The 21,042-nt window shown below is 38.6% G+C and carries 22 protein-coding genes and 1 rRNA gene; 8 read left to right on the top strand and 15 right to left on the bottom strand.

Translation table 11 applies throughout. The features are described 5' to 3' along the window. Together B5473_RS06650 and B5473_RS06655 are read right to left on the bottom strand one after the other, a co-directional pair. A 16S ribosomal RNA gene (locus tag B5473_RS06650) occupies positions 1-93 on the bottom strand; the annotation flags it as partial. Positions 94-417: 324 nt separating this feature from the next. Then, on the bottom strand, positions 418-1,308 hold the full coding sequence (locus tag B5473_RS06655; RefSeq protein WP_079524153.1) for a DMT family transporter: 891 nt from the start codon (positions 1,306-1,308) through the stop codon (positions 418-420). 144 nt (positions 1,309-1,452) lie between these two features. Between B5473_RS06655 and B5473_RS06660 the strand changes: the two genes are divergently transcribed. Beyond that, the gene (locus B5473_RS06660; protein WP_079524154.1) at positions 1,453-2,172 is read left to right on the top strand and encodes an MgtC/SapB family protein; all 720 of its coding nucleotides are present in this window, start codon (positions 1,453-1,455) and stop codon (positions 2,170-2,172) included. A 14-nt stretch (positions 2,173-2,186) separates the two neighbouring features. Next, entirely contained in the window at positions 2,187-3,176 is a 990-nt protein-coding gene (locus B5473_RS06665) for a cation diffusion facilitator family transporter (protein WP_079524155.1), read from the top strand. A gap of 59 nt (positions 3,177-3,235) precedes the next feature. Here B5473_RS06665 and B5473_RS06670 read toward each other — a convergent pair whose 3' ends face one another. The 3 genes from B5473_RS06670 to yugI all read right to left on the bottom strand — a co-directional run bounded on the left by B5473_RS06670 (position 3,236) and on the right by yugI (position 6,318). Then, positions 3,236-4,399: an iron-containing alcohol dehydrogenase gene (locus tag B5473_RS06670; protein WP_079524156.1), complete on the bottom strand. Its 1,164-nt coding sequence runs from the start codon at positions 4,397-4,399 to the stop codon at positions 3,236-3,238. A 69-nt stretch (positions 4,400-4,468) separates the two neighbouring features. Beyond that, entirely contained in the window at positions 4,469-5,713 is a 1,245-nt protein-coding gene (locus tag B5473_RS06675; protein ID WP_079524157.1) for a Glu/Leu/Phe/Val family dehydrogenase, read from the bottom strand. 230 nt (positions 5,714-5,943) lie between these two features. Beyond that, positions 5,944-6,318, bottom strand: a complete 375-nt coding sequence (gene yugI / locus B5473_RS06680) for a S1 domain-containing post-transcriptional regulator GSP13 (RefSeq protein ID WP_079524158.1) — start codon at positions 6,316-6,318, stop codon at positions 5,944-5,946. A gap of 246 nt (positions 6,319-6,564) precedes the next feature. Here yugI and B5473_RS06685 point away from each other — a divergent pair, with 246 nt between their 5' ends. Both B5473_RS06685 and B5473_RS06690 read left to right on the top strand, forming a co-directional pair. Beyond that, positions 6,565-7,893 carry a sodium-dependent transporter gene (locus B5473_RS06685; protein WP_079524159.1) on the top strand — a complete coding sequence of 443 codons (1,329 nt, stop codon included), beginning with the start codon at positions 6,565-6,567 and terminating at the stop codon, positions 7,891-7,893. 111 nt (positions 7,894-8,004) lie between these two features. Further along, positions 8,005-8,211 (top strand): helix-turn-helix domain-containing protein, encoded by a 207-nt coding sequence (locus B5473_RS06690; protein ID WP_079524160.1) that lies wholly within the window; start codon positions 8,005-8,007, stop codon positions 8,209-8,211. A 36-nt stretch (positions 8,212-8,247) separates the two neighbouring features. Here B5473_RS06690 and B5473_RS06695 read toward each other — a convergent pair whose 3' ends face one another. Next, positions 8,248-8,508: a DUF1871 family protein gene (locus B5473_RS06695; RefSeq protein WP_176142056.1), complete on the bottom strand. Its 261-nt coding sequence runs from the start codon at positions 8,506-8,508 to the stop codon at positions 8,248-8,250. A gap of 78 nt (positions 8,509-8,586) precedes the next feature. Between B5473_RS06695 and B5473_RS06700 the strand changes: the two genes are divergently transcribed. Next, positions 8,587-9,762 carry a MalY/PatB family protein gene (locus tag B5473_RS06700; RefSeq protein ID WP_079524162.1) on the top strand — a complete coding sequence of 392 codons (1,176 nt, stop codon included), beginning with the start codon at positions 8,587-8,589 and terminating at the stop codon, positions 9,760-9,762. A gap of 77 nt (positions 9,763-9,839) precedes the next feature. On the opposite strand, the gene B5473_RS06705 is transcribed toward B5473_RS06700, so the two are convergent. Both B5473_RS06705 and B5473_RS06710 read right to left on the bottom strand, forming a co-directional pair. Next, positions 9,840-10,076 carry a hypothetical protein gene (locus B5473_RS06705; protein ID WP_079524163.1) on the bottom strand — a complete coding sequence of 79 codons (237 nt, stop codon included), beginning with the start codon at positions 10,074-10,076 and terminating at the stop codon, positions 9,840-9,842. 22 nt (positions 10,077-10,098) lie between these two features. After that, on the bottom strand, positions 10,099-10,686 hold the full coding sequence (locus B5473_RS06710) for a peptidylprolyl isomerase (RefSeq protein WP_079524164.1): 588 nt from the start codon (positions 10,684-10,686) through the stop codon (positions 10,099-10,101). Between the two features lie 200 nt (positions 10,687-10,886). On the opposite strand from B5473_RS06710, the gene B5473_RS06715 reads away from it, so the two are divergent. Continuing rightward, positions 10,887-12,095 carry an MFS transporter gene (locus B5473_RS06715; protein ID WP_079524513.1) on the top strand — a complete coding sequence of 403 codons (1,209 nt, stop codon included), beginning with the start codon at positions 10,887-10,889 and terminating at the stop codon, positions 12,093-12,095. 122 nt (positions 12,096-12,217) lie between these two features. Continuing rightward, a complete protein-coding gene (locus tag B5473_RS06720; RefSeq protein ID WP_079524165.1) occupies positions 12,218-14,068 on the top strand; it encodes a transglycosylase domain-containing protein in 1,851 nt (616 codons plus the stop codon). Between the two features lie 63 nt (positions 14,069-14,131). On the opposite strand, the gene B5473_RS06725 is transcribed toward B5473_RS06720, so the two are convergent. From B5473_RS06725 to B5473_RS06735, 3 genes are all read right to left on the bottom strand, one after another. Next, complete coding sequence (locus B5473_RS06725) at positions 14,132-14,692, bottom strand: YufK family protein (RefSeq protein WP_079524166.1); 561 nt, start codon at positions 14,690-14,692, stop codon at positions 14,132-14,134. 94 nt (positions 14,693-14,786) lie between these two features. Beyond that, positions 14,787-14,990, bottom strand: coding sequence for a hypothetical protein (locus B5473_RS06730; protein ID WP_079524167.1), 204 nt, complete (start codon positions 14,988-14,990; stop codon positions 14,787-14,789). Positions 14,991-15,108: 118 nt separating this feature from the next. Then, a complete protein-coding gene (locus tag B5473_RS06735) occupies positions 15,109-16,608 on the bottom strand; it encodes a leucyl aminopeptidase (RefSeq protein WP_079524168.1) in 1,500 nt (499 codons plus the stop codon). Between the two features lie 156 nt (positions 16,609-16,764). On the opposite strand from B5473_RS06735, the gene B5473_RS06740 reads away from it, so the two are divergent. After that, entirely contained in the window at positions 16,765-17,244 is a 480-nt protein-coding gene (locus B5473_RS06740) for a divergent PAP2 family protein (protein WP_079524169.1), read from the top strand. 79 nt (positions 17,245-17,323) lie between these two features. On the opposite strand, the gene B5473_RS06745 is transcribed toward B5473_RS06740, so the two are convergent. The 4 genes from B5473_RS06745 to B5473_RS06760 all read right to left on the bottom strand — a co-directional run bounded on the left by B5473_RS06745 (position 17,324) and on the right by B5473_RS06760 (position 20,925). Beyond that, a complete protein-coding gene (locus tag B5473_RS06745; protein WP_079524170.1) occupies positions 17,324-17,650 on the bottom strand; it encodes a YuiB family protein in 327 nt (108 codons plus the stop codon). Between the two features lie 122 nt (positions 17,651-17,772). After that, positions 17,773-18,270: an NUDIX domain-containing protein gene (locus tag B5473_RS06750; RefSeq protein ID WP_079524171.1), complete on the bottom strand. Its 498-nt coding sequence runs from the start codon at positions 18,268-18,270 to the stop codon at positions 17,773-17,775. Positions 18,271-18,351: 81 nt separating this feature from the next. Then, on the bottom strand, positions 18,352-19,563 hold the full coding sequence (locus B5473_RS06755) for an NAD(P)/FAD-dependent oxidoreductase (protein ID WP_079524172.1): 1,212 nt from the start codon (positions 19,561-19,563) through the stop codon (positions 18,352-18,354). Positions 19,564-19,713: 150 nt separating this feature from the next. Continuing rightward, the gene (locus B5473_RS06760) at positions 19,714-20,925 is read right to left on the bottom strand and encodes an EAL domain-containing protein (RefSeq protein ID WP_079524173.1); all 1,212 of its coding nucleotides are present in this window, start codon (positions 20,923-20,925) and stop codon (positions 19,714-19,716) included. Between the last annotated feature and the right edge of the window lie 117 nt (positions 20,926-21,042).

Below are 21,042 nucleotides of genomic sequence, written 5' to 3' on the forward strand. Positions count from 1 at the left end.
AAGGTGCAAGCACCAATAAAATTTCCGCTCGACTTGCATGTATTAGGCACGCCGCCAGCGTTCGTCCTGAGCCAGGATCAAACTCTCCATAAAAGTAGTTTGAAAGCTCATTTGCTTTGCTAGCGATCCAACTTCGTTAGAAGTTGAAATCTATTGTTTGCTTCATTTAAGAAGCTTGTTTCATTAACGTTGCTTGTTCAGTTTTCAAGGTTCATTGTGCTCCGAAACGGAACTTCTCAATGTTATCATTTCATAACTATTATGTCAATAACATTTTTTAATATTTTTTCGCTTCAGTAGCGACTTCAATCAGTATATTACAATGTTTTATTGAAGTCAATAATTATTGTAAAATATTTTTGAAGTAACTATCCTCTTAAGGACAAATAATAATATACCTCAAAAGGATAGCTAAAATCAAGCTTTTTTTCTAAAAAACTTTTTCAAGTCTACTACAAACAACATAATCCCCAGAATAACGACCAATCCGCCTACTATTTGGGAAACAGTCAAATATTCATTGAAGATAAAGATCGCAAGTAGCGCTGCACCAACCGGTTCGAATAGAATGGCAATCGAAATTACATTCGTACTTGTCCATTTCAATGCCCAGTTGAAAAGATTATGCCCTAATAAGTTTGGTATAATCGCCAATAAAATAAACCACATCCAATCAATCGCCGGATATGGACCGAATGATTCCCCTTTTATAATAATATAAAAGAATAAAGTAATTGTACTTACGGAATACACGACCATCGTATAAGTAACAAGAGACAATCTTTTCCGTACATCTTGCCCGAACAATAAATAACCCGTTATTAAGGCACATGCAATCAATGCTAATATATCTCCATAAAGTGCCGTACCACTAATTTGAAAATCTCCCCAGCTAATAAGGACGCTGCCTAAAATCGCAATGCCGCCAGCAATAAATGTCTGGAGCGTTATTTTTTCTTTGAAGAATAGATACGTTCCGATAAATGCAAATAGCGGCTGCATCGTTACCAATACAGTAGAACTTGCTACAGATGTGTAATTTAACGATTCAAACCATAATATAAAATGAAATGATAAAAATACCCCTGCGATTGACGAAAATATCCAATCACGTTTTGACAGCACTTTTATTTCATTGCTATATTTCATTAAAAACCACGGGAGCATTATCAATATCGAAAACAGCATTCGGTAAAATGCAATAACTCCAGCATCTGCAGTTGATAGTTTTACAAAAATCGCAGAAAGGGAAACAGAGATTACGCCAATAATAATAGGAATATACGGGTGGATTGGTGGTCTTTCCACTAAAACCCCTTCTTTCTATATAATATATCATCTAATACGAAATATTTTGCGATACCTCATATTCACATTATCAAACTATACCTTATAAAAGGTTTTTTTTCGATAGAATTTGAATTCCATTTTTAATGAAGGAGATGTTTGGATATGGAATGGTTAGCGAATGATAAATTTACGCTAGAAATTTTATTAAAATTACTAATTGCGGCTACACTAAGTTTAATTATTGGTATCGAAAGGGAATTGAAAAAGAAGCCAGTCGGTCTAAAGACAAGTTTAGTGATCGCGACATTCAGTTGTTTACTTACAATCATCTCAATTGAGACGGCCTATTCAACTCCTGCACGTGACGATATTAACATTACGATGGATCCGTTGCGTTTAGCCGCGCAAATTGTAAGCGGTATTGGTTTTTTAGGTGCCGGTGTTATTTTGCGTAAAGGGAATGACAGTATTACCGGACTTACGACAGCCGCCATGATTTGGGGAGCTGCCGCTATCGGAATTGCTGTGGGTGCAGGTTTTTATATTGAAGCATTTATTACTGTCCTTATAGTCGTATTGGGAATTGAACTTCTTGCTCCTTTCTTATTGAGGTTCGGTCCAAAGCGTCTAAGAATGCGCGAAGTTTCTTTAATTATTAATACCGACCAAGCAGACAATATAAAAAATGTCGTGGATTATTTGAGGGAGCATGATATGTATATCGATAATATTTCAATTCGTGATGTACCATTTTCCGAAAAACTATTACATGAAATCGATATACGATTATCTACCGTCGAAACGAACCATACTATCGAACTTTATAACCGGCTTAGAAAATTGGATTATGTAGTAAATATTAAAATCGAATATTTAGATTAACGGAGGAAAACGCAATGGGAGAATTTTTCAGATTACTAAAGGATGGCAATAAACCATCCTTACTCGCAGCATTCGTCAATACATTTTTAGGAACAATCAAGGGGGTTGCGTTCTTCTTTACAGGAAATGTTGCGATGTTTGCCGAAATGATGCACTCTTTCGGGGATGCCGCAAACCAATTTTTCGTATTCATAGGCTCTGCCTTAGCAAAAAAGGCTCCTACTCCAAAATTTCCGAATGGATACGGACGTATTGTTAATTTAGTCTGTTTGGGGGCTGTTTTGATTGTAGCAATCCTTTCATATGAAACAATTAAAGAAGGATGGCATCATTTTATCCATCCTGCATCGGAATCGTCAGGAATTTGGATCGCTCTTGGTGTATTGGCAATCGGTATTATCTTGGAAGGCTTTGTTTTAAATAAAGCAGCTAAAGAAGTGCTTCATGAAGTTAGTGTAGAACCTAAAGGAATTATAATTCTCCAGTCCGCAAAATATTTAAAGCGCGCAAAACCGGCAACAAAGCTTGTATGGATGGAAGACTTAGTAGCAACTTCAGGTAATGTCCTGGCGTTTTTAGCAATTATCATTGCGTATTTTACCGGTTTCTACCGATTGGAAGGATTTATTTCAATGGTAATCGGTTTAATGATGTTTTATGTAGTAGGTCGTGTCTTTTTAGATAATGCGCGTGGTGCAATCGGTGAAACGGATGAGGAAATGCTTGTGCATATCGGAAATCTTGTTATGGAAGATCCGCATGTAACGGATATCGCACGACTAGAAGTAATTAAAGAAGGCGAATTTTTACATGTTGAACTTATTGCGGAGACAGATCCGAATTTATCACTCGCCTATTTAGATGATGTACGTGACCATTTAACAACACTGCTGTTAAACCAAAAAGGTGTAACAAAAGTTACGATGGCGTTTGATGAAGATAATGGCGAACGCAGCTGGACACATATCGCTACAAAACCTGAATCAGAAAAAGGCATGATTTAATTGAATCAAGTAAAAAGGAAGCTGGTCCCACTATCCGACCGCTTCCTTTTTTTACGTTCTTATAAAGACATTTCTAAAATTTTGCGTACATCGTCTGCTTCAAGTTTATTGAAGTTGCCGAATGGACCATATACCAGGCAATGCTCAACCATTTCTTCGAAGTGTGTAGCATCAATATCATAGTCAGCTAATCGATTCGGAGCACCAAGAGATGTCCAGAATGCTGATAATGCCTCAATACCTTCCAATGCAACTTGTTCTTCTGTTTTGTTTGTCGGATCGACATTGAATACATTTACGGCTAATTTTGCAAAACGGGAAGGATTCACATGTAAATTATGCTTCATCCAGTTCGGGAATATAATAGCTAAGCCGCCTGCATGTGCAATATCGTAATACGCTGAAACTGCATGCTCAATATTATGTGTTGCCCAGTCACCGCGTGAACCTAATGCAAGGAATCCATTCAATCCGATTGTTCCTGCAAGCATTAATGTTTCACGATGCTCGTAGTTAGACGGATCTTTCAATGCTTTTGGCGCAACATCAATAAGCGTACGTAAAATTCCCTCGCTCATTTCATCTGTAATCGGCGTGTTTGTCGCATTGTTGAAGTACTGTTCAAAAATATGCGACATTGTATCAACAACACCATTTACAGTTTGGTTTGCCGGCACTGAATAAGTATAAGATGGATCTAAAATCGAGAATTTCGGGAAAGTTGCCGGACTGCCCCAACCATACTTCTCTTTTGTTTCTAAATTTGTAATAACCGAACCTGAGTTCATTTCAGATGCTGTTGCAGCTAATGTTAAAACAGTTGCCAATGGTAATGCTTCAGTTGCCATTACTTTTCTTGTAACAATATCCCAAGCATCCGCTTCTACCTTTGCACCTGCAACGATTAATTTAGAGCAGTCAATTACCGAACCGCCCCCTACTGCCAACACGATATCAACCTGATTCTCTTTACAAATTTTAATACCTTTACGAGCTGTTTCTACACGAGGGTTAGGCTCGACACCTGATAATTCGAATACGTTCATATTCAAGTCATTTAAAATGGCCATAATATCATCGTACACACCATTTGATTTAATACTTCCTCCACCATACACGATTAAAATATTCTGGCCGTATTGAGGAAGTTCTTTTCGTAAATGTTCGATACTCCCTTTACCAAAATGAATCTTTACTGGATTATAAAATGAAAATTCGTTCATCAATGGTTCCCCCTATTTTTCAAAAAAGTCCCACTCCAATAATAGGAGTGAGACTTAATAATATAATGATTATACCCATCCACGGAAGCGAGAGGCCTCGGCAGTGCGGCGAACACCTACCATATAAGCAGCTAAACGCATATTAATATTGCGGTTTTGTGCTGTTGTGTAGACATTTTCAAACGCAGCAGTCATTTTTGAATATAATTTTTCACGTACTTCTTCTTCCGTCCAATAATAACCCATATTGTTTTGAACCCATTCAAAGTAAGACACCGTTACACCACCAGCCGATGCTAAAACGTCTGGTACAAGAAGAATACCGCGCTCTGTTAAAATCTTTGTCGCTTCAGCTGTTGTCGGACCGTTTGCTGCTTCTACAACAATGTTTGCTTTAATTTGATGTGCGTTGTCTGCTGTAATTTGATTTTCAATGGCAGCAGGAACTAAAATATCGCAATCCAGTTCTAAAAGCTCTTTGTTTGAAATTGTGTTTTCAAACAATGTCGTAACTGTTCCAAATGAATCACGGCGATCTAATAAGTAATCAATATCCAAACCGTTCGGATCATGCAACGCACCGTGTGCATCTGAAATACCAATAACTTTTGCGCCTAAATCACTCATAAACTTCGCTAAGAAACTACCTGCGTTACCGAAGCCTTGAATAACAACTCGTGCACCTTTAATATCGATATTGCGTTTTTTTGCAGCTTCTTCGATGACAATTGTAACACCTTCTGCAGTTGCACGGTCACGACCTTGTGAACCGCCAAGAACGATTGGTTTACCTGTAATGAATCCTGGCGAGTTAAATTCATCCATACGGCTGTACTCATCCATCATCCAAGCCATAATTTGAGCATTTGTAAATACGTCTGGTGCGGGAATATCTTTCGTCGGACCAACTACTTGACTAATCGCACGAACATAGCCGCGACTTAATCGTTCAATTTCGCCCATTGACATTTCACGCGGGTCACAAATAACGCCACCCTTACCTCCACCATATGGAAGATCAACAATGCCGCATTTTAACGTCATCCACATCGAAAGTGCTTTCACTTCTTCTTCCGATACCATCGGGTGGAATCGTACGCCACCTTTTGTTGGACCTACTGCATCATTATGCTGTGCACGGTAACCAGTAAATACTTTTGTCGTACCGTCATCCATTTTTACTGGAATACGCACAGTCAACATACGAACCGGTTCTTTCAATAATTCATACATTGCTTCATCATAGCCTAGTTTATTTAATGCCTCATGAATTACTTCTTGAGTTGATGTAAATAAGTTCAAATTTTCAGCCATTTTATAATTCGCCTCTTTAAATTTTGATGTATTTGGGTCTTTCCGCCAACATTGTAACATACTTTATTCAGAGTTTGTTAAATATTTAGCCACATTTTATACACTTTTAATATTTTCGTTGATAATTAACGAAGAAAGCGCTTTTTTCACGAAATTTGCTCAAAACTGACCAATTTACCCCATAAAAAAACATGTCCAACTTATTTAAAAATAAATTGAACATGTCCTGCTTAATGTCCAGATTGTTCGATCCAATCTTTCAATTTTTCCTTTAAAACTTGAAAGCCATCCGCATCCACTTCATCAACCCGATCTTGCAAAGTACGCCGTGGCGGCATATCCCTTTTCCGGTGGAACGGCACTTCCTGCAACTCGCGTATCGATAGGCTTATTTTTTTTTGATCTGTATCCACATCCAGAACTTTAACTTGTATTTCATCCCCGACGGATAAAAAATCACTTACATCCTTCACAAAACCGTATGTGATTTCAGAAATATGCACAAGTCCCTGCGTATATTCATCTAAAGCAACAAAAGCTCCGTATGGTTGAATTCCTGTCACTTTACCCGTTAGCACGTCACCCACTTCAATTTTTTTTGCCATACTTTGTTCCTACCTTCTTTTCGTATATACGTAAATGTCATGTTAAATTATAACATATGAGACGGGCTGTAACAAAGAATCGCTTTAATCTAGCGTTTTTAAGTCATTAAATAAGAGTCTTTTAAAATAAATGTGAAAATTTTTTCTCTTTCTATATTTGCATCCAATAAATTCACAAAACTTTTTGCTAAATACATGAATCGTACTGTAAAATGAGTAATTGCATATATATGAGGAGGTTTTGTTTTGTCATCTAGAGATCAATTTACATCTAAGATAGGATTCATACTTGCGGCAGCAGGAAGCGCAATCGGTCTTGGCGCGATTTGGAAGTTCCCCTATATGGCGGGCACGAATGGCGGTAGTGTATTTATTATTTTGTTTGTTATATGTACAGTTTTAATTGGCTTGCCGATTTTAATTGCGGAATTTATGATTGGACGACGCGGTCAGAAAGATCCGATTACATCGTTTAAAGAACAGGCTCCAAATAAACCATGGTTTATGATCGGTTGGATCGGCCTTGTTGCTTGTGGGTTAATATTATCCTTCTATAGTGTTGTAGGTGGTTGGATATTAAGCTATATACTTCGGGCTGTTAGTTTTTCACTTACAGGACAAGGGGTTAATTTCAGCACTTTGTTTTCAGATATTATTTCCAATCCATGGGAAGTGTTAATCGCACAAGGTGCTTTCATGCTTCTAACATTATTTATTGTACAAGCCGGGATTAAAAACGGAATTGAAACAGCAAGTAAATGGATGATGCCGATTTTATTCCTATTTTTCATTTTGCTGTTTATCCGTTCCATTACATTGGATGGTGCGATGGAAGGCGTTAAGTTCATGTTCATTCCAGACTGGTCATACTTGAACGGCGATACGTTAATGTTAGCATTAGGTCAGGCATTCTTCTCTCTTAGTATTGGAGTTGCGGCAATGATAACATACGCATCTTATTTATCTAAGAAAGAAAAGATTGTAACTTCTGCAGTCAATGTAGCAAGTATGAATATCGCGATTTCTTTATTGGCGGGCCTTGTAATATTCCCTGCTGTATTCGCATTAGGCTTCTCTCCTACAGAAGGACCGGGCTTAGTATTTATTATGATTCCAGCTGTTTTTGAGCAATTGCCATTTGGCGGTTTTTTATTGTTGGTATTTTTCATCTTACTTCTTTTTGCGACAGTCACATCAGCGATTGCATTGCTGGAAGTGGTCGTTTCAATTGGTATTCGAGAAAAAACTGCCCAGCGTAAAAAAGCATCTTGGTTATTAGCATCAATTATTTTTGTCATCGGTATCCCTAGTGCTTTATCATTCGGAATTTTATCGGATATCACCATTTTTGAACGTTCCATTTTTGACTTTGTTGATTATGTAACAAGCGCGATTTTAATGCCGATCGGTGCATTTTTAACTTCTATTTTTGCCGGATATTATTATTCAAAGAAAATTTCTCGAGAAGAAATGATGACATCACCAGCTGTTTATAATTGCTGGCTTTTCATTGTACGCTATGTAGCCCCACTTTCAATTGCGGCTATCTTTATTAATAAGGTGTTCTTTAATTAAACTTGAAAAACTTGTTCGATTAAATTCGGACAAGTTTTTTTATTTTACAATTAAGAGGACTTTATAAGTTGTTGTTCATATGATAGTAAACATACGGGGAGGAGATGGGAAATGAAATTGCAGTTTCAGGAACAGTTGAAAACTTTACGCTCGGAAAAGAATTTATCAATTGAAGAGCTTTCATTACGAACACAAGTAAGTATTGAAAAACTGACAGCCTACGAAAACGGTGAGCGAATTCCTTCAACCCAAACCATTTTGATTTTATCGACTGTTTTGGAAGTACCGGTTTCTAACTTAATAGACGGATTACATTAAAATGCGGGCGACCTCAATTACAGGTCGCCTGCATTTTTATATAATACACTTCGCTTCGAATTTTACGGCAATTAATTTATATGCGATGGCAACACATTGCTCAAAAGGAATCCATTGTTCAAAAGAGTATTCATAAACTCTTTGAATGACTTTCGCCAATATTGTTGGATCGTCAATATTTTGAAGCGCAGCGACAACATCTGCCGTTTCAGTAGCATAACTTTCGGAACCGTAGCTAAAAGGATCCCACTGCTCTAATAAATGTACACACTTTTGATTCATTTCAATATTATCCATTTGATTCACCTTACTACCTCTTATAATAGTTAGTATGATACCATAATTTGAAAGAAAGCATAAGAAAAGAGGGTTCAAATGTCTATTTTTAATAAAGTTCATGAGCGTCGCAGTTCCGCATCTGTAAAATGGGATATGATGAATGTCGTCTACAATTTGAAAGATACAACAGAATTACTGCCGATGTGGGTAGCAGATATGGACTTCCCTCCACCTGCAGCTTTAACAGAAGCGTTAAAAACTCGATTAGAGCATCCTATCTTCGGCTACACTTTTGCCGATGATGATGTAAAAAATTCGATTGTTCACTGGTATAATACTCGCCATCAATGGACGATTGATCTAAACACGATTATTTTCCAGCCTGGTGTTGTCCCGGCAATCGCAACCGTTATCGAAACCTTTACAGAGGCTGGCGATAAAATCGGAATGTCCACACCGGCGTATCCTCCATTCACAAATGTACCTGCTGCTCAGCAACGTGAAGTCGTGACATGTGAATTAACCGAACAAGATGGTCATTATACGATGGATTTTGATAAGCTTGAAGAAATATTCCGCTCCGGTATTAAACTGTTTGTTTTATGTAATCCACATAACCCTATCGGTATTGTATGGAGCCCTGAAGAATTGGAACAACTGGTTGCATTATGTATTCAATATGATGTGTATCTATTATCCGATGAAATCCATGCTGATATTTCAATTCTAAAATCGTATACACCAGTCTTAACATTAGCGAATGCAAACGAAGCAAAAATTATCACATGTATTGCACCAACTAAAACTTTCAATATTGCCGGAATTCATGCTGCTATGATTGTTGCACCGGACAGAAAACTATATACGGCAATCGAGAAAAATACACAGGCGCACGGGAACTTAGGTTTAAATACATTTGCTTCCACTGCTGTAAAAGCTGTCTATACAGATGGCGCACCTTGGTTGGACGAGCTTCTTAGTTATTTAAAAAACAATATGGAATATGTTGTGAAAGAATTGAACGCTATTGAAGGACTTAAAGTAGAGATTCCTGATGCAACGTATTTAATGTGGATTGACTACCACAAGACAGGGATTGAAGAAAAGGAACTAATGGGACGCCTACTATCGGTAGGACAAGTTGCGTTAGATCCAGGGACAAAATACGGGGAAGCTGGAAGAGGCTTCTTACGTATAAATGTTGCTTGTCCATTTGAACTGTTGCAGGACGGGGTTGAACGCATTAAACGAACGATGGCTACATTCGAATAAGCAAGCAAAAGGGGTAGCCCGGGATTAATAATTTCCGGACTGCCCCTTCTTCTATTACATCATTTTGATTATTGTTTTTATTGTTCTTCCTTAGCGTTTTCTTTAGTGATACGTGCATCACGTTCTTTTAATGCGCGTTCTTCTAAAATTTTAGCCTGTGCAGCCTGGCGAGCAGCGATGCGGCGGACGAACCGGAATGTAATAAAAACAATAATCAGTAGAATGGCGAATTCAATTGCAGCGGGAAGATACAATGACTTGTCTTCCGGGAAATATAAAAAGCCACCAGAGAAATTCATTAAATATTGGTTCACTTGCCCACACGTCCTTTAAAAATTAGTCAATTACTGTGATTGACTCAATCTTAACATCTTCTTTAGGCTTATCGTGCATATTTCGGTCAACTTTAACAATATTGTCAACAACATCCATCCCTTCAACAACTTGGCCAAATACTGTATGCTTGCCGTCTAACCATGGTGTACCGCCGTTTTGTTTGTAAAACTCAACTTCTTCTTTTGACCAGCCGCGCACTTCCATTTGTTTTAACATAGATACTTCAACTTGAGGTGCTTGAACGATGAAGAATTGAGAACCGTTCGTACCAGGACCTGCATTGGCCATTGATAATGCGCCACGGATGTTCATTAGTTCAGGAACACACTCATCTTCGAATGTACCGCCCCAAATAGATTCGCCGCCCATACCAGTACCAGTTGGGTCGCCACCTTGTACCATGAAGTTAGGAATTACACGGTGGAAAATAATACCGTTATAGTAACCTGATTTTGCATGACCTAAAAAGTTTTCAACTGTTTTTGGTGCGTGCTCCGGAAATAATTTAATTTTGATTGAACCCATAGTTGTGTTCATTTCTACCATTACTTCACCTGGATTTAATTCTTTCGATAATTGTGGAAACATTTTTGTCTCTCCTTTAAATAAATTGTGGAATGGATGGGTATAGGTATAGAAACCAAACTTCCCCTTTAATACCAAGTCCAAGTTTACCATAACTCTAATATTTTAAGCCAATAACTTGCGAAGAACTTCCTTCGTATTCCGAAATAAGTTATACTAAACTCTAAATTAAAAAGGAAGAAAGTGATATTTTGAAAAAAAATATGAGACATAATTTCATCATCATTTTAATCGCAAACTTTATTGTTGCGGCTTCTGTTACGATGATTATGCCGTTTTTGTCTTTATATATCGATACACTCGGCGACTTTACAGATAGTTATGTACAGACATGGGCAGGAATAATCTTTGCGGCAACATTTATTACTGCATTTTTAATGTCCCCGATTTGGGGGAGGATTGCTGACAAATACGGGTACAAGCCTATCATGATCATCAACTGCTTCGGCGTTGGGTTAAGTATTTTTTTAATGGGCTACGTTCAAAATGTCGAGCAGTTCTTTTTACTGAGGCTTGCGATGGGTGTTGTAACGGGCTTTATCCCTACTTCCATTGCGTTCATTAGTAAGCATACTCCGAAAGAAGTGGCCGGGAAAACGCTCGGGACATTGCAGATGGGCAGTGTTGGCGGAACATTATTCGGTCCTGTATTAGGAGGCTTAATGGCAGATACTTTCGGGTTTAAGTACACTTTTATCATTACAGCAGTCACAATTACAATTGCGGCAATTATTATTATTTTCGGCATTCATGAACCGACCATTATCCGTAAAGTCAAAAATGCTATTTATTCAAGAAAAAATGTAATTTGGGCTATTTTCCATCATCGCCTTATATTAAATGTCATGTTCGTAACTTCACTCATTCAGATCGGGAACTTTAGTATTCAGCCATTGCTGTCCCTTTACGTATCTGAACTTACCCCTTCTCAGGAAGTAGCCATGCTCGCCGGCATTACCTTTAGTGCTGCCGGGCTCGGGAATATATGTTTCGCAAGATTTTGGGGGAAATTGGCTGACCATTATGGATATGAAAGAATTTTATCGTACTTGTTAATCCTTGCCGTCATTTTCATCATTCCACAGGCATTCGTTACAGAGTTATGGCAGCTTATCATACTACGATTCTTATTTGGTATTATATCCGGCGGTCTCATTCCGATTACGTCCGCACTAATTCGCCGTGAAGCACCGATTGAAGTGCAAGGCGAAATTATGGGTTACAACCAGAGTTTCCGTTTCCTTGGCAATATTATCGGACCGGTATTAGGAGGGATTGTAGCAAGCTTTGGCGGAATTCATTCCGTATTTTATACGACCGGCCTATTATTTTTAATCGGCTTTGTCATTATGTCCTTTTTGAAAAAGCTTCCGAATCAGTACATGGACGAGATGTTGAAAAAACATGCTTAAATGTTCAATGTATATATGGTATCCTTTAAAAAACAACAAGTGATTACGCTTAATACGTTTTCATTTTGTTGTTTTTTGTTTGGACAATTATAATGAATATCCTATTTGGGGGCCAATTATCCATGAAACAACTTTTCGGCTACATTGTCATTTTATGTAGCATTCCTTTACTTCTTCTAATCGGGAATGGGGCTTGGAAAGAAATTGCGAAAGCGGAGCAGTATGAACAGCTAATCAAGAAATCGATCGAGCTCCCTGAAGTAACTTCCACATCGCCCATTACTTTATATGATGCAAACAGCAAAATTTTCAGTGAAGAATATACTGAATGGTCACAGCCACTTTCGCTGGATGAGGTCCCTGAAATTGCAAAACAGCTATTTATATACAGTGAAGATGAAAGTTTTTATGAACATATCGGTTTTGATGTGAGTGCAATTGCCCGCGCGCTCATCACAAATAAATCGGAGCAGTCCATAAGGCAGGGCGGTTCTACCATTACACAACAGCTTGTCCGTATGCGGTATTTAACAACGGACAAAACATATGAACGGAAATTGATGGAGCTTTTTTATGCCTATGAAATCGAGAAATCCTTTTCAAAAGACGAAATTTTTGAGATGTATTTAAATGAAATGTATTTCAGCAATCAAGTATATGGAATCGGAGCTGCGGCAACTTATTATTTCAATCGGCCGTTATCAAAACTTTCCATTCCTGAAATCGCTTTTATATCGGCTATCCCGAACAATCCCTCATTATATGATCCGGTCGTGCACTTCGAAAATACAAAAAGCAGGCAGGAACGGTTAATCGATAAGCTGACAGAGCATGGGGTTCTTACAGCTGATGAAGCAAAAACGTATAAAAAAGAACCGATTCAATTAACTATTAAACAAAAAGCACAGCAGTATCCGAGCTACAGTACATTCGTTTTACAGGAGCTGAAATGGCTCATTGCCGAACAAACGGGTTACCGAGAAAAGATTGACAATACACCTGATAAAATGGAAAAGGAATTTCTACAATTAGAGCTGAAGAAAAAAACGGACGCAATTTTACGTCAAGGTGTTCATGTATATACTGCACTGCAACCTGAAAAACAGCGACAGGATGAAGAGGCCATCAACCGGATTTTGCCGAATTCCGATTTACAGGCAAGTGCAACGATTATTGATAATGAAACACGTGAAGTGATCAGTATTTTTGGCGGGAAGGATTATAGAAAGCACGATTTGCACCGTGCATTCCAATCTCCAAGACAGCCGGGTTCTGCATTTAAACCGATCAGTGTATTTGCACCTTACTTTGAAGAAACCTCCGCAACACCATATTCCATTGTAAACGGCGGTCCGTACTGTGTCGGGAATTTCTGTCCAGAAAACTATGGTCGCATTTGGTACAACAATATTACCGTGGAAACAGCTTTCAAAAACAGTGTTAATACCAGTGCTTTACGATTGTTTAATGCCATCGGGGTTGATACAGCATTTCAGTATATTAACCGGTTCAGTTTTGATTCGATCATAGAAAAAGACCGTACATTTGCTGCAGCATTGGGCGGGTTAACATACGGTGTGACTTCACTGGAAATGGCCGATGCATACTCCAGCTTTATCGACGGCTATTATGTACCTGTTCACAGCATACGTAAAGTAACGGACTTAACAGGAGAAACGATTTTTAGCTGGCCGCATAAACGTGAGGAAATATGGTCTGCATCGACAGCGAAAACGATGCGCAGCCTTTTGAATGAAACGGTGGCTACCGGAACAGGGAGAGGTCTTTATAGCTCATCCGGCTATATCGGAGCCAAAACCGGAACGACGAATGAATTTAAAGATTATTGGGTTGCCGGATTGACAAATGACTATACGGCAGCTGTCTGGATCGGCTATGATCAGCCCCGTTCAATGGAAGCAATCGAACGCGCAAAAATTCATTTTTCTATATTCAATGCAATAACAGAATAAAAAAGCTTGTTAGTTTTAAAGAGCGCACCTCCCCCGCTAAAATCCTAACAAGCTTTTTTTATACTATGCGAACGGCAAGCTCGCAAGAATTCCGTTGTACAGCTTAATAACGGCATAGACGACGAGAGCCAATAATAGAAACCAGGTAAGCACTTCATAAAAGATTAATCCGATCACACCTGGAATGGACATATACTGACTCTTCTTATAAACGTTGTAAATAAAATAACAAAAAATCGTGAACATAAAAATGCCGACTAAAATCGGTAAGGATTGACTCCCAATTACCGAAGCAAATGCTCCAAAAAAGAAGATGACATATCCACCGCGTGCAGCATGAATCGTTTGCCCTTCTTTATCTTTTGAGAAGAACAGCATTCCAAGCTCATGTATCGTTTCCCCGATCAGCTTCAATGCTGAAAAAATCATGAAAAATAGTAGCACAAATACAATCAGTAATACGAAACGCAGCTCCAAATCCGATAAAAACTCACGCATTCCTTTATAGATACCGATTGCATGAAGTAGTTGTAACGATTCTGATATGGCTAACATACTGAATGAAAAACTGAATAATATAATTGTAATGAATGGTAAGTAGCCATACAAATATGGATTTTTCATAATTTCGTTCCCTCAAAACTCGTAATATTCTTTTTCCCATCATAGCTAACATTGAGGGGACGAGCAAGCCTCTCCTTATCTACTTACCGCATTCTTACCAGTAGCGTCTCGGATAGCGCGGATAGCGCTGATAATAAGGTGGATAGTAGTAATTAGGCGGATATGGTTGATAATACGGCGGATATGGTCCGTAACGATTATTCAATGAACCTCCTAAAAAACCTCCTAAAAAGCTCCCTAAAAAAGGAACCCCAAATGGATACCCGAATCCAAAACCTGGATTATAGCGATTAACCATGTTCATGTCCTCCTCCCTTATGAATAGTGTATTCATAATTATGAGAGCCGCTAGTCACCCGCCTAAAAGAAAAAGATGCCTTGCAAGTTTTTTATTGCAAAGCATCCTGTCATGTTAATTAGTTATCGCGTAATTCCACCAGGGTTGCCAAAGTACGCACCATCGCACCTGTGCCGCCTTTTGGTCCTAATGCATGCGGTGCATCCGCATCAGAAGTTCCTGCAATATCAAGGTGAACCCAAGGAGTACCTTCTGCAAACTCTCCAACGAAGCCGCCGCCGAAAATCATATGGCCGTCACGCCCCGGAGAATTGTTTAAATCCGCCACTTCCGATTTACGGATACGCTTTTTATCGCTTTCCGTTAATGGTAAGCGCCATACGAACTCACCTGTTTCAAGTGCCGCGCCCATAAACTCTTCGAAAAATTCTTCGTTATTTGTTAAAGCACCTGTTTTATCTTTGCCTAATGCAACGATTACTCCGCCCGTTAATGTCGCTACATCAATTAAATAGTTGGCACCTTGCTGTTTCGCATATGTCATAGCATCTGCCAATACTAAACGGCCTTCAGCATCTGTATTTAATACTTCAACCGTTTTGCCGTTGTACATAGTAATAACATCATCCGGCTTAAATGCATCCCCTGATACCATATTGTCTGTAGAACCGATTACGGCAACGACATTTTGTTTCGGGCGTGTTTCACCGATAATGCGCATTGCACCAAGAACAGCGGCTGCACCACCCATATCACCTTTCATGCCGACCATGCCTTCACGCGGTTTTAATGAGTAGCCGCCCGTATCGTATGTTACACCTTTTCCGACAAAGCCGATCACATCTTCCCATTCCGGTTTCCCTTTATATTTCAATGTAATTAGACGAGGCTCTTCTACAGAACCTTTATTCACAGATAAAATACCGCCCATACCCAGTTCTTCCATTTGGGCTTTGTTTAAAATCTCAACCTCTAAACCATAAATATTGGCAAGTTCTGTAGCATAATCTGCCAAATCACTTGCTGTCAGTAAATTAGGAGGCAAGTTGATTAATGTACGCGCTTCATTTACCGCATCCGCATAAATTTTCCCTACTTCGAAATTACCGATCACATCTTCCATATTCGCTTCTGTAACAAATTGAATTTGATCAAAATACGTTTTCGGCTCATTTGAAGTCGTTTTATAATTTTGTACTGAATAATAGCCTAGATTTAAACCTTCTCCAGCTAAATACGCAACTTCCGCTTCCTCCAGCTGATCTGTTGTAAACGATTCTACCCAAACTGCCGCGTCGCTTACTTTTGATGCCTTCAGTTCTTTACCAACTGCTGCAAATACTTCACGTAATTCGTTTGCTGTTATATTTTTACGTTCACCGAGACCAACAAAGTAAATACGTTTAAGTGATGAGTGGCTGCCTGAATACGGTAATTTTGTAATTTTTTTTGTGTCTGATGAAATTTCACCTGCATGTAGCCATGTATCAATGATATCTCCATAAAATTCACTGAACGCCGACCAGTTTTTCATTTGTTCACGATGTTTTTGTACTCCGATAATCAATGTTTCAGAAGTTTGTGTTTCAAACGTTTTTGCTGTTGATTCAATATTCATAGTTAAAAACCTCCTAATGTATAGTTTCATTATATACAATTTTTTTAATTCGGGTAACGAAACATCCAATAATTTTTATTTTTCTGCAAGTTTAAATTCAAACGATTATAGGGAAAATGATATAATTATAGCAATGAGGAGAAAGTAGGTGTAATTATCGAACTTCTACAAAATACGCCGCTTTGGCTTGGGGTTTTTGCGATTGTTTTTGCGCAAATTTTAAAAGTACCGATTCATTTTATCGTAACGAAAAAAGTGGATTGGAGCTTACTGACATCTACCGGCGGAATGCCAAGTTCCCATTCTGCAGCTGTAACAAGTGTTGCGACGGCGGTCGGTATCGAGACCGGATTTGATTCACCAACTTTTGCTGTTGCAGCGATGCTGGCCGGAATCGTCATGTACGATGCGAGCCATGTCCGCTTTCAGGCTGGACAACATGCGGCCGTTTTAAACGAACTTCGCCACGATCTCCGTTTGTTTTTTGATGAAATTAAACGTTGGCCGGAAATGAATGAGCAAGAAAAAATAGAGGATTTAAAAACATTATTAGGTCACAAAAAAAGTGAAGTATTCATCGGGGGATTGGCAGGAATTGTTTTTGCGGCTTTATGGTACACCATTCAAGTGTTATAAAAAAAGGGGTATGTTAAAGGCTAAACCGGCTTTTAACATACCCCTTTCTTTTTCGTTGCGGATACTCCGCTGAAGTAAACTAAAACATGCGATATCCTGCTTTTCGCAGCGCAATCATAACAAAGCCCGATACGATTGCCCCGCCAAAACCACCTGATAAGACAACAATATCAACAATCTGTAATGCTTGAATTTTATCGATTAAAGCCGGAAATGCTGTCCCTGCCTTAAAGAAATAATCCAAAAAGCTTACTTCATCAATGATAAAAATAACGACAACCGGATAGACAATAGCCATTAACCATGTCATCCGCAATAACATATTCAATAAAAAGCCGATACCGAAAAACATGACAAAAAATAATACGACGGAAATGATTACTTGTACTAGCGAAACATCATTCATGTTATGTATACCCCCATTAATCTATCATAATTTTACATGATATAACGGGTCCTTTCAATTCAACATCCAAAATAACGTATAGAATACTAATATTGTCAGAAATCCTTCATAAAGTAAATTGTTTATTTTTTGAAAAACAGATGGTATTCGCTGTAGCCGAAGACGTCCCCCGGATTCACACCTTCAATAATCGGGTGAATATGCTGTGCTGCATGCTGGTTTGCCATTTCTCTTAGCATCACTGATGACAGTTCATGGTGAATAATTTCACTCGGTGCCATCCAGCATGCTTCGCCGATTTCTCTTTCCTGCAAAGTAAAAGGCTGATCATTATCGACCGGCTTACAATAAAAAATCGCCATATTATCACTAATATCATTCAGAATTACACCGGAACGGAAACCGACAAGTCCCTTTACTTCGCACAAAATCCCTGTTTCTTCCAACACTTCGCGCATCGCTGCAGTCGTAACGGTTTCGGCTGGCTGAACAAATCCTGCCGGTAAAGACCATGCCCCTTTTAATCCCCCGTATGTTTTTTTTACGAGCAGCCATTCTCCTGCTGAATTTTCAACAATTGCGGCAACTCCAAGCCAAACTTTTCCTCGATCCTTTTTCATAAATATCAATCCCCTTTGCTATGCTGATAAAAAAACTTGCAAAGGAAGCGTTACACTCTCGTTTGCAAGTTTGAAGTTCGTTTATATAAATTTGAATTTCCCTTTTTTCAACGTTAAACCGACACCGCCGACTAAATATAATGCGCGGTCATCTACGACTTTCTTTAATGCCGATGCTGGCTTCCCTGTAAATTTACGACCAAACGCTGTTCCGATTGCATCTTCTTGACCTAATGAACAAACAGCTCCTTTATCATCGTAAGCAAATACTTCTGTCGGGTCATCATTCATTAAATGCTTTATATTTTTGGCAATAATCTCACCTTGCTGCATCGCGATTTGAGCTGTTGGCGGGTAAGGTCTGCCTGCTTCCTCATTTAATAAAAATGCGCAGTCTCCCACTACAAAGACATCGTCAAAGCCTGGTGCGCGCATATCATCACGAACTGCAATACGTGCGCGGTTCGATTCAATGCCGGAAGATTCGATTAAAGCATTTCCACGTACTCCCGCAGCCCATACAACTGTACCGGCTTTAATGAATTCCGTGTTTTCTTCATCTTTTTTAATGTTCACACCTTCTGCTGTTGCTTCCACAATCGGTGTACCGATAGAAAATTCCACACCTTTTTTACGCAGCTGTTCCTGCGCATAATCGACTAATTCCGGATCAAATCCAGGTAATACAGTCGGTGCTGCTTCTACACATAGAAGACGTACTCTTTCCTGAGGAATATCAAACTCTCGGCAAAGCTCAGGAATCCGGTTACCGAGCTCCCCTAAAAATTCTATGCCTGTAAAGCCGGCACCGCCTACGACAATCGTAAGTTTACTGTCGTCTTTCACTTCATCCAATGTCCAAGAAGCAAACTGATACTCGATATGCTCACGGACTTGGCGTGCAGTATTAATATTCGTTAATGACAATGCATGTTCCTTCAGACCAGGAATGCCGAAAGTTTCCCCTTCGAAACCTAAGCCAATTACTAAATAATCATACGAAAACTCACCAGCTGATGTTTCTACTTTCTTTGTATTGACATCAATGTTTTCTACATTGGCAATGACGAACGTTACATTGTGATTAATAACTTTTGAAATCGGATAACGTGCTTTATCCGGTGAAATCGTACCTGCCCCTACTTCATGCAGCCAAGTTGTTTCATAATGATAGTCGTTTTTGTTCACTAAAATAATTTCCGCTTCATTTGAATTGATTAACTTTTGAAGATTTACAATCGTTGTTAATCCTCCGTACCCTGCGCCTAATACTAAAATTGTCGGTCTCTTCATTCAATCAAACCCCTTCATTTTAATGAACCGGCGCTATAAATCTATTTGCCATTTTTATAGAACGCCAGTAAACGGTTTTTTACTGAAATACTAACATAATAGTAGCGTTTTTCCTGTGTGATTTCAAACATATGGATATTATTCGTTCCGTCAATTTACAATATTATGTTCATATAAATAATCGTACTTAATATCAATGAATAAAAACTCTTCGTTTGAAATGGCCATTGAATACGTGCGTGTCAACTCGCCTGTTTCAATATCACTGTAAACGGAAGACAACTCGCCCTTATTGTCTTTTGTCATTTTAATAATGTTCAACAGGAAGTACGGTCGCCAGCTCCAGTTTTTACCGATGATTTCTTCTTGCTTTTCCCATTTCCCATCGTTCCAGCGGATATTCGGAGATGTTTGAAAACCATTGCTGTCACAAATATATATACGAAATGCGCAGTTTTCCAAAGCGTTTGCCAGCTGCATCAGTTTATCAATCTGTGATGTAGATGGATTGACTTGATCAACTGTTGAACAAATCATACGTTCAAGACGTTTCATTTCCTCATACTTTTGCAGAAGCAATTTCTTTTCCGTAGCAATAAATTGCTCACAATCTTTGCGGAAACGTTCTTTTAAAGAATCACGTACTTGCAGCTCTTTATGCGGCAGTTGTAAATATGGTCCTTTAAAGTAACGGGTACCGTTTTTCCAGCCGTGCTGTAATTGATAGACTGTTTCAATATTTTCTACTAATAATTGCGTTCCCATCTTCACAGCAAGTGTACGAATTGTAGAAAACGCATGGTTTTGCGCACCCCATAAATTATAGTTTAACTGGCCGACATTAATTTTAAGAATAGCTGGTTCAAGAAGTAAAATATTTTCAAGCTGTGTTTGTGAGCCGACATCTGCCAATGCGATTTTAATGCCATATGTTTTAATATAGCGAATTAAATGCTGCAGCTGATTCATCTCCCCTTCGTAAAGATGCTCCGTCATGACAAGGGTAATATTTCGGAGGTTCGATTCAGCGACTGTTTCTTTCAGCATCGTAAAATAACTTTCCCCAAAATCCAGTAAAAGCAGTTCAGGGTTGCATGGAATATACAAGCCAACATCATCAATTAAATGGGCAACATTTTGCAACGATCTGCGAACAAAGATTTGCTCAATTTCCGCTCTAATATCTGCTGGTACGTCTTTTTCATATGTAAATTGCTCGATATTGATCGGCTCTTTTTCATTTTCAGTTTCTACTTGGCCTATTGCTTCATAAGCCACAATGCGATGTCCATCTGCACTATAGATTGGCTCATATAAAATTTCGATTTGATCTAACTTATCCAGTAATTCTAAAACACTCATTTAAAAAAGCCCCCTAGCAGTATGGTGATAAATCTATAATAATTCAAACCTTATAATAATACAAAACCATCCAATAAAACATAGTTATTTTATAGGAAATATAAGTTTTAAAATTTT

The organism is Solibacillus isronensis (assembly GCF_900168685.1).
GTDB lineage: Bacteria > Bacillota > Bacilli > Bacillales_A > Planococcaceae > Solibacillus > Solibacillus isronensis_A.

Bases quoted from the DNA above. Each gene is read 5' to 3' on its own strand.
- B5473_RS06660 (WP_079524154.1), top strand. From the start codon at position 1,453: ATGGAATGGTTAGCGAATGATAAATTTACGCTAGAAATTTTATTAAAA.
- B5473_RS06665 (WP_079524155.1), top strand. From the start codon at position 2,187: ATGGGAGAATTTTTCAGATTACTAAAGGATGGCAATAAACCATCCTTA.
- B5473_RS06670 (WP_079524156.1), bottom strand. From the start codon at position 4,399: ATGAACGAATTTTCATTTTATAATCCAGTAAAGATTCATTTTGGTAAA.
- B5473_RS06675 (WP_079524157.1), bottom strand. From the start codon at position 5,713: ATGGCTGAAAATTTGAACTTATTTACATCAACTCAAGAAGTAATTCAT.
- yugI (WP_079524158.1), bottom strand. From the start codon at position 6,318: ATGGCAAAAAAAATTGAAGTGGGTGACGTGCTAACGGGTAAAGTGACA.
- B5473_RS06690 (WP_079524160.1), top strand. From the start codon at position 8,005: ATGAAATTGCAGTTTCAGGAACAGTTGAAAACTTTACGCTCGGAAAAG.
- B5473_RS06695 (WP_176142056.1), bottom strand. From the start codon at position 8,508: ATGGATAATATTGAAATGAATCAAAAGTGTGTACATTTATTAGAGCAG.
- B5473_RS06700 (WP_079524162.1), top strand. From the start codon at position 8,587: ATGTCTATTTTTAATAAAGTTCATGAGCGTCGCAGTTCCGCATCTGTA.
- B5473_RS06710 (WP_079524164.1), bottom strand. From the start codon at position 10,686: ATGTTTCCACAATTATCGAAAGAATTAAATCCAGGTGAAGTAATGGTA.
- B5473_RS06715 (WP_079524513.1), top strand. From the start codon at position 10,887: ATGAGACATAATTTCATCATCATTTTAATCGCAAACTTTATTGTTGCG.
- B5473_RS06720 (WP_079524165.1), top strand. From the start codon at position 12,218: ATGAAACAACTTTTCGGCTACATTGTCATTTTATGTAGCATTCCTTTA.
- B5473_RS06725 (WP_079524166.1), bottom strand. From the start codon at position 14,692: ATGAAAAATCCATATTTGTATGGCTACTTACCATTCATTACAATTATA.
- B5473_RS06730 (WP_079524167.1), bottom strand. From the start codon at position 14,990: ATGGTTAATCGCTATAATCCAGGTTTTGGATTCGGGTATCCATTTGGG.
- B5473_RS06735 (WP_079524168.1), bottom strand. From the start codon at position 16,608: ATGAATATTGAATCAACAGCAAAAACGTTTGAAACACAAACTTCTGAA.
- B5473_RS06745 (WP_079524170.1), bottom strand. From the start codon at position 17,650: ATGAATGATGTTTCGCTAGTACAAGTAATCATTTCCGTCGTATTATTT.
- B5473_RS06750 (WP_079524171.1), bottom strand. From the start codon at position 18,270: ATGAAAAAGGATCGAGGAAAAGTTTGGCTTGGAGTTGCCGCAATTGTT.
- B5473_RS06755 (WP_079524172.1), bottom strand. From the start codon at position 19,563: ATGAAGAGACCGACAATTTTAGTATTAGGCGCAGGGTACGGAGGATTA.
- B5473_RS06760 (WP_079524173.1), bottom strand. From the start codon at position 20,925: ATGAGTGTTTTAGAATTACTGGATAAGTTAGATCAAATCGAAATTTTA.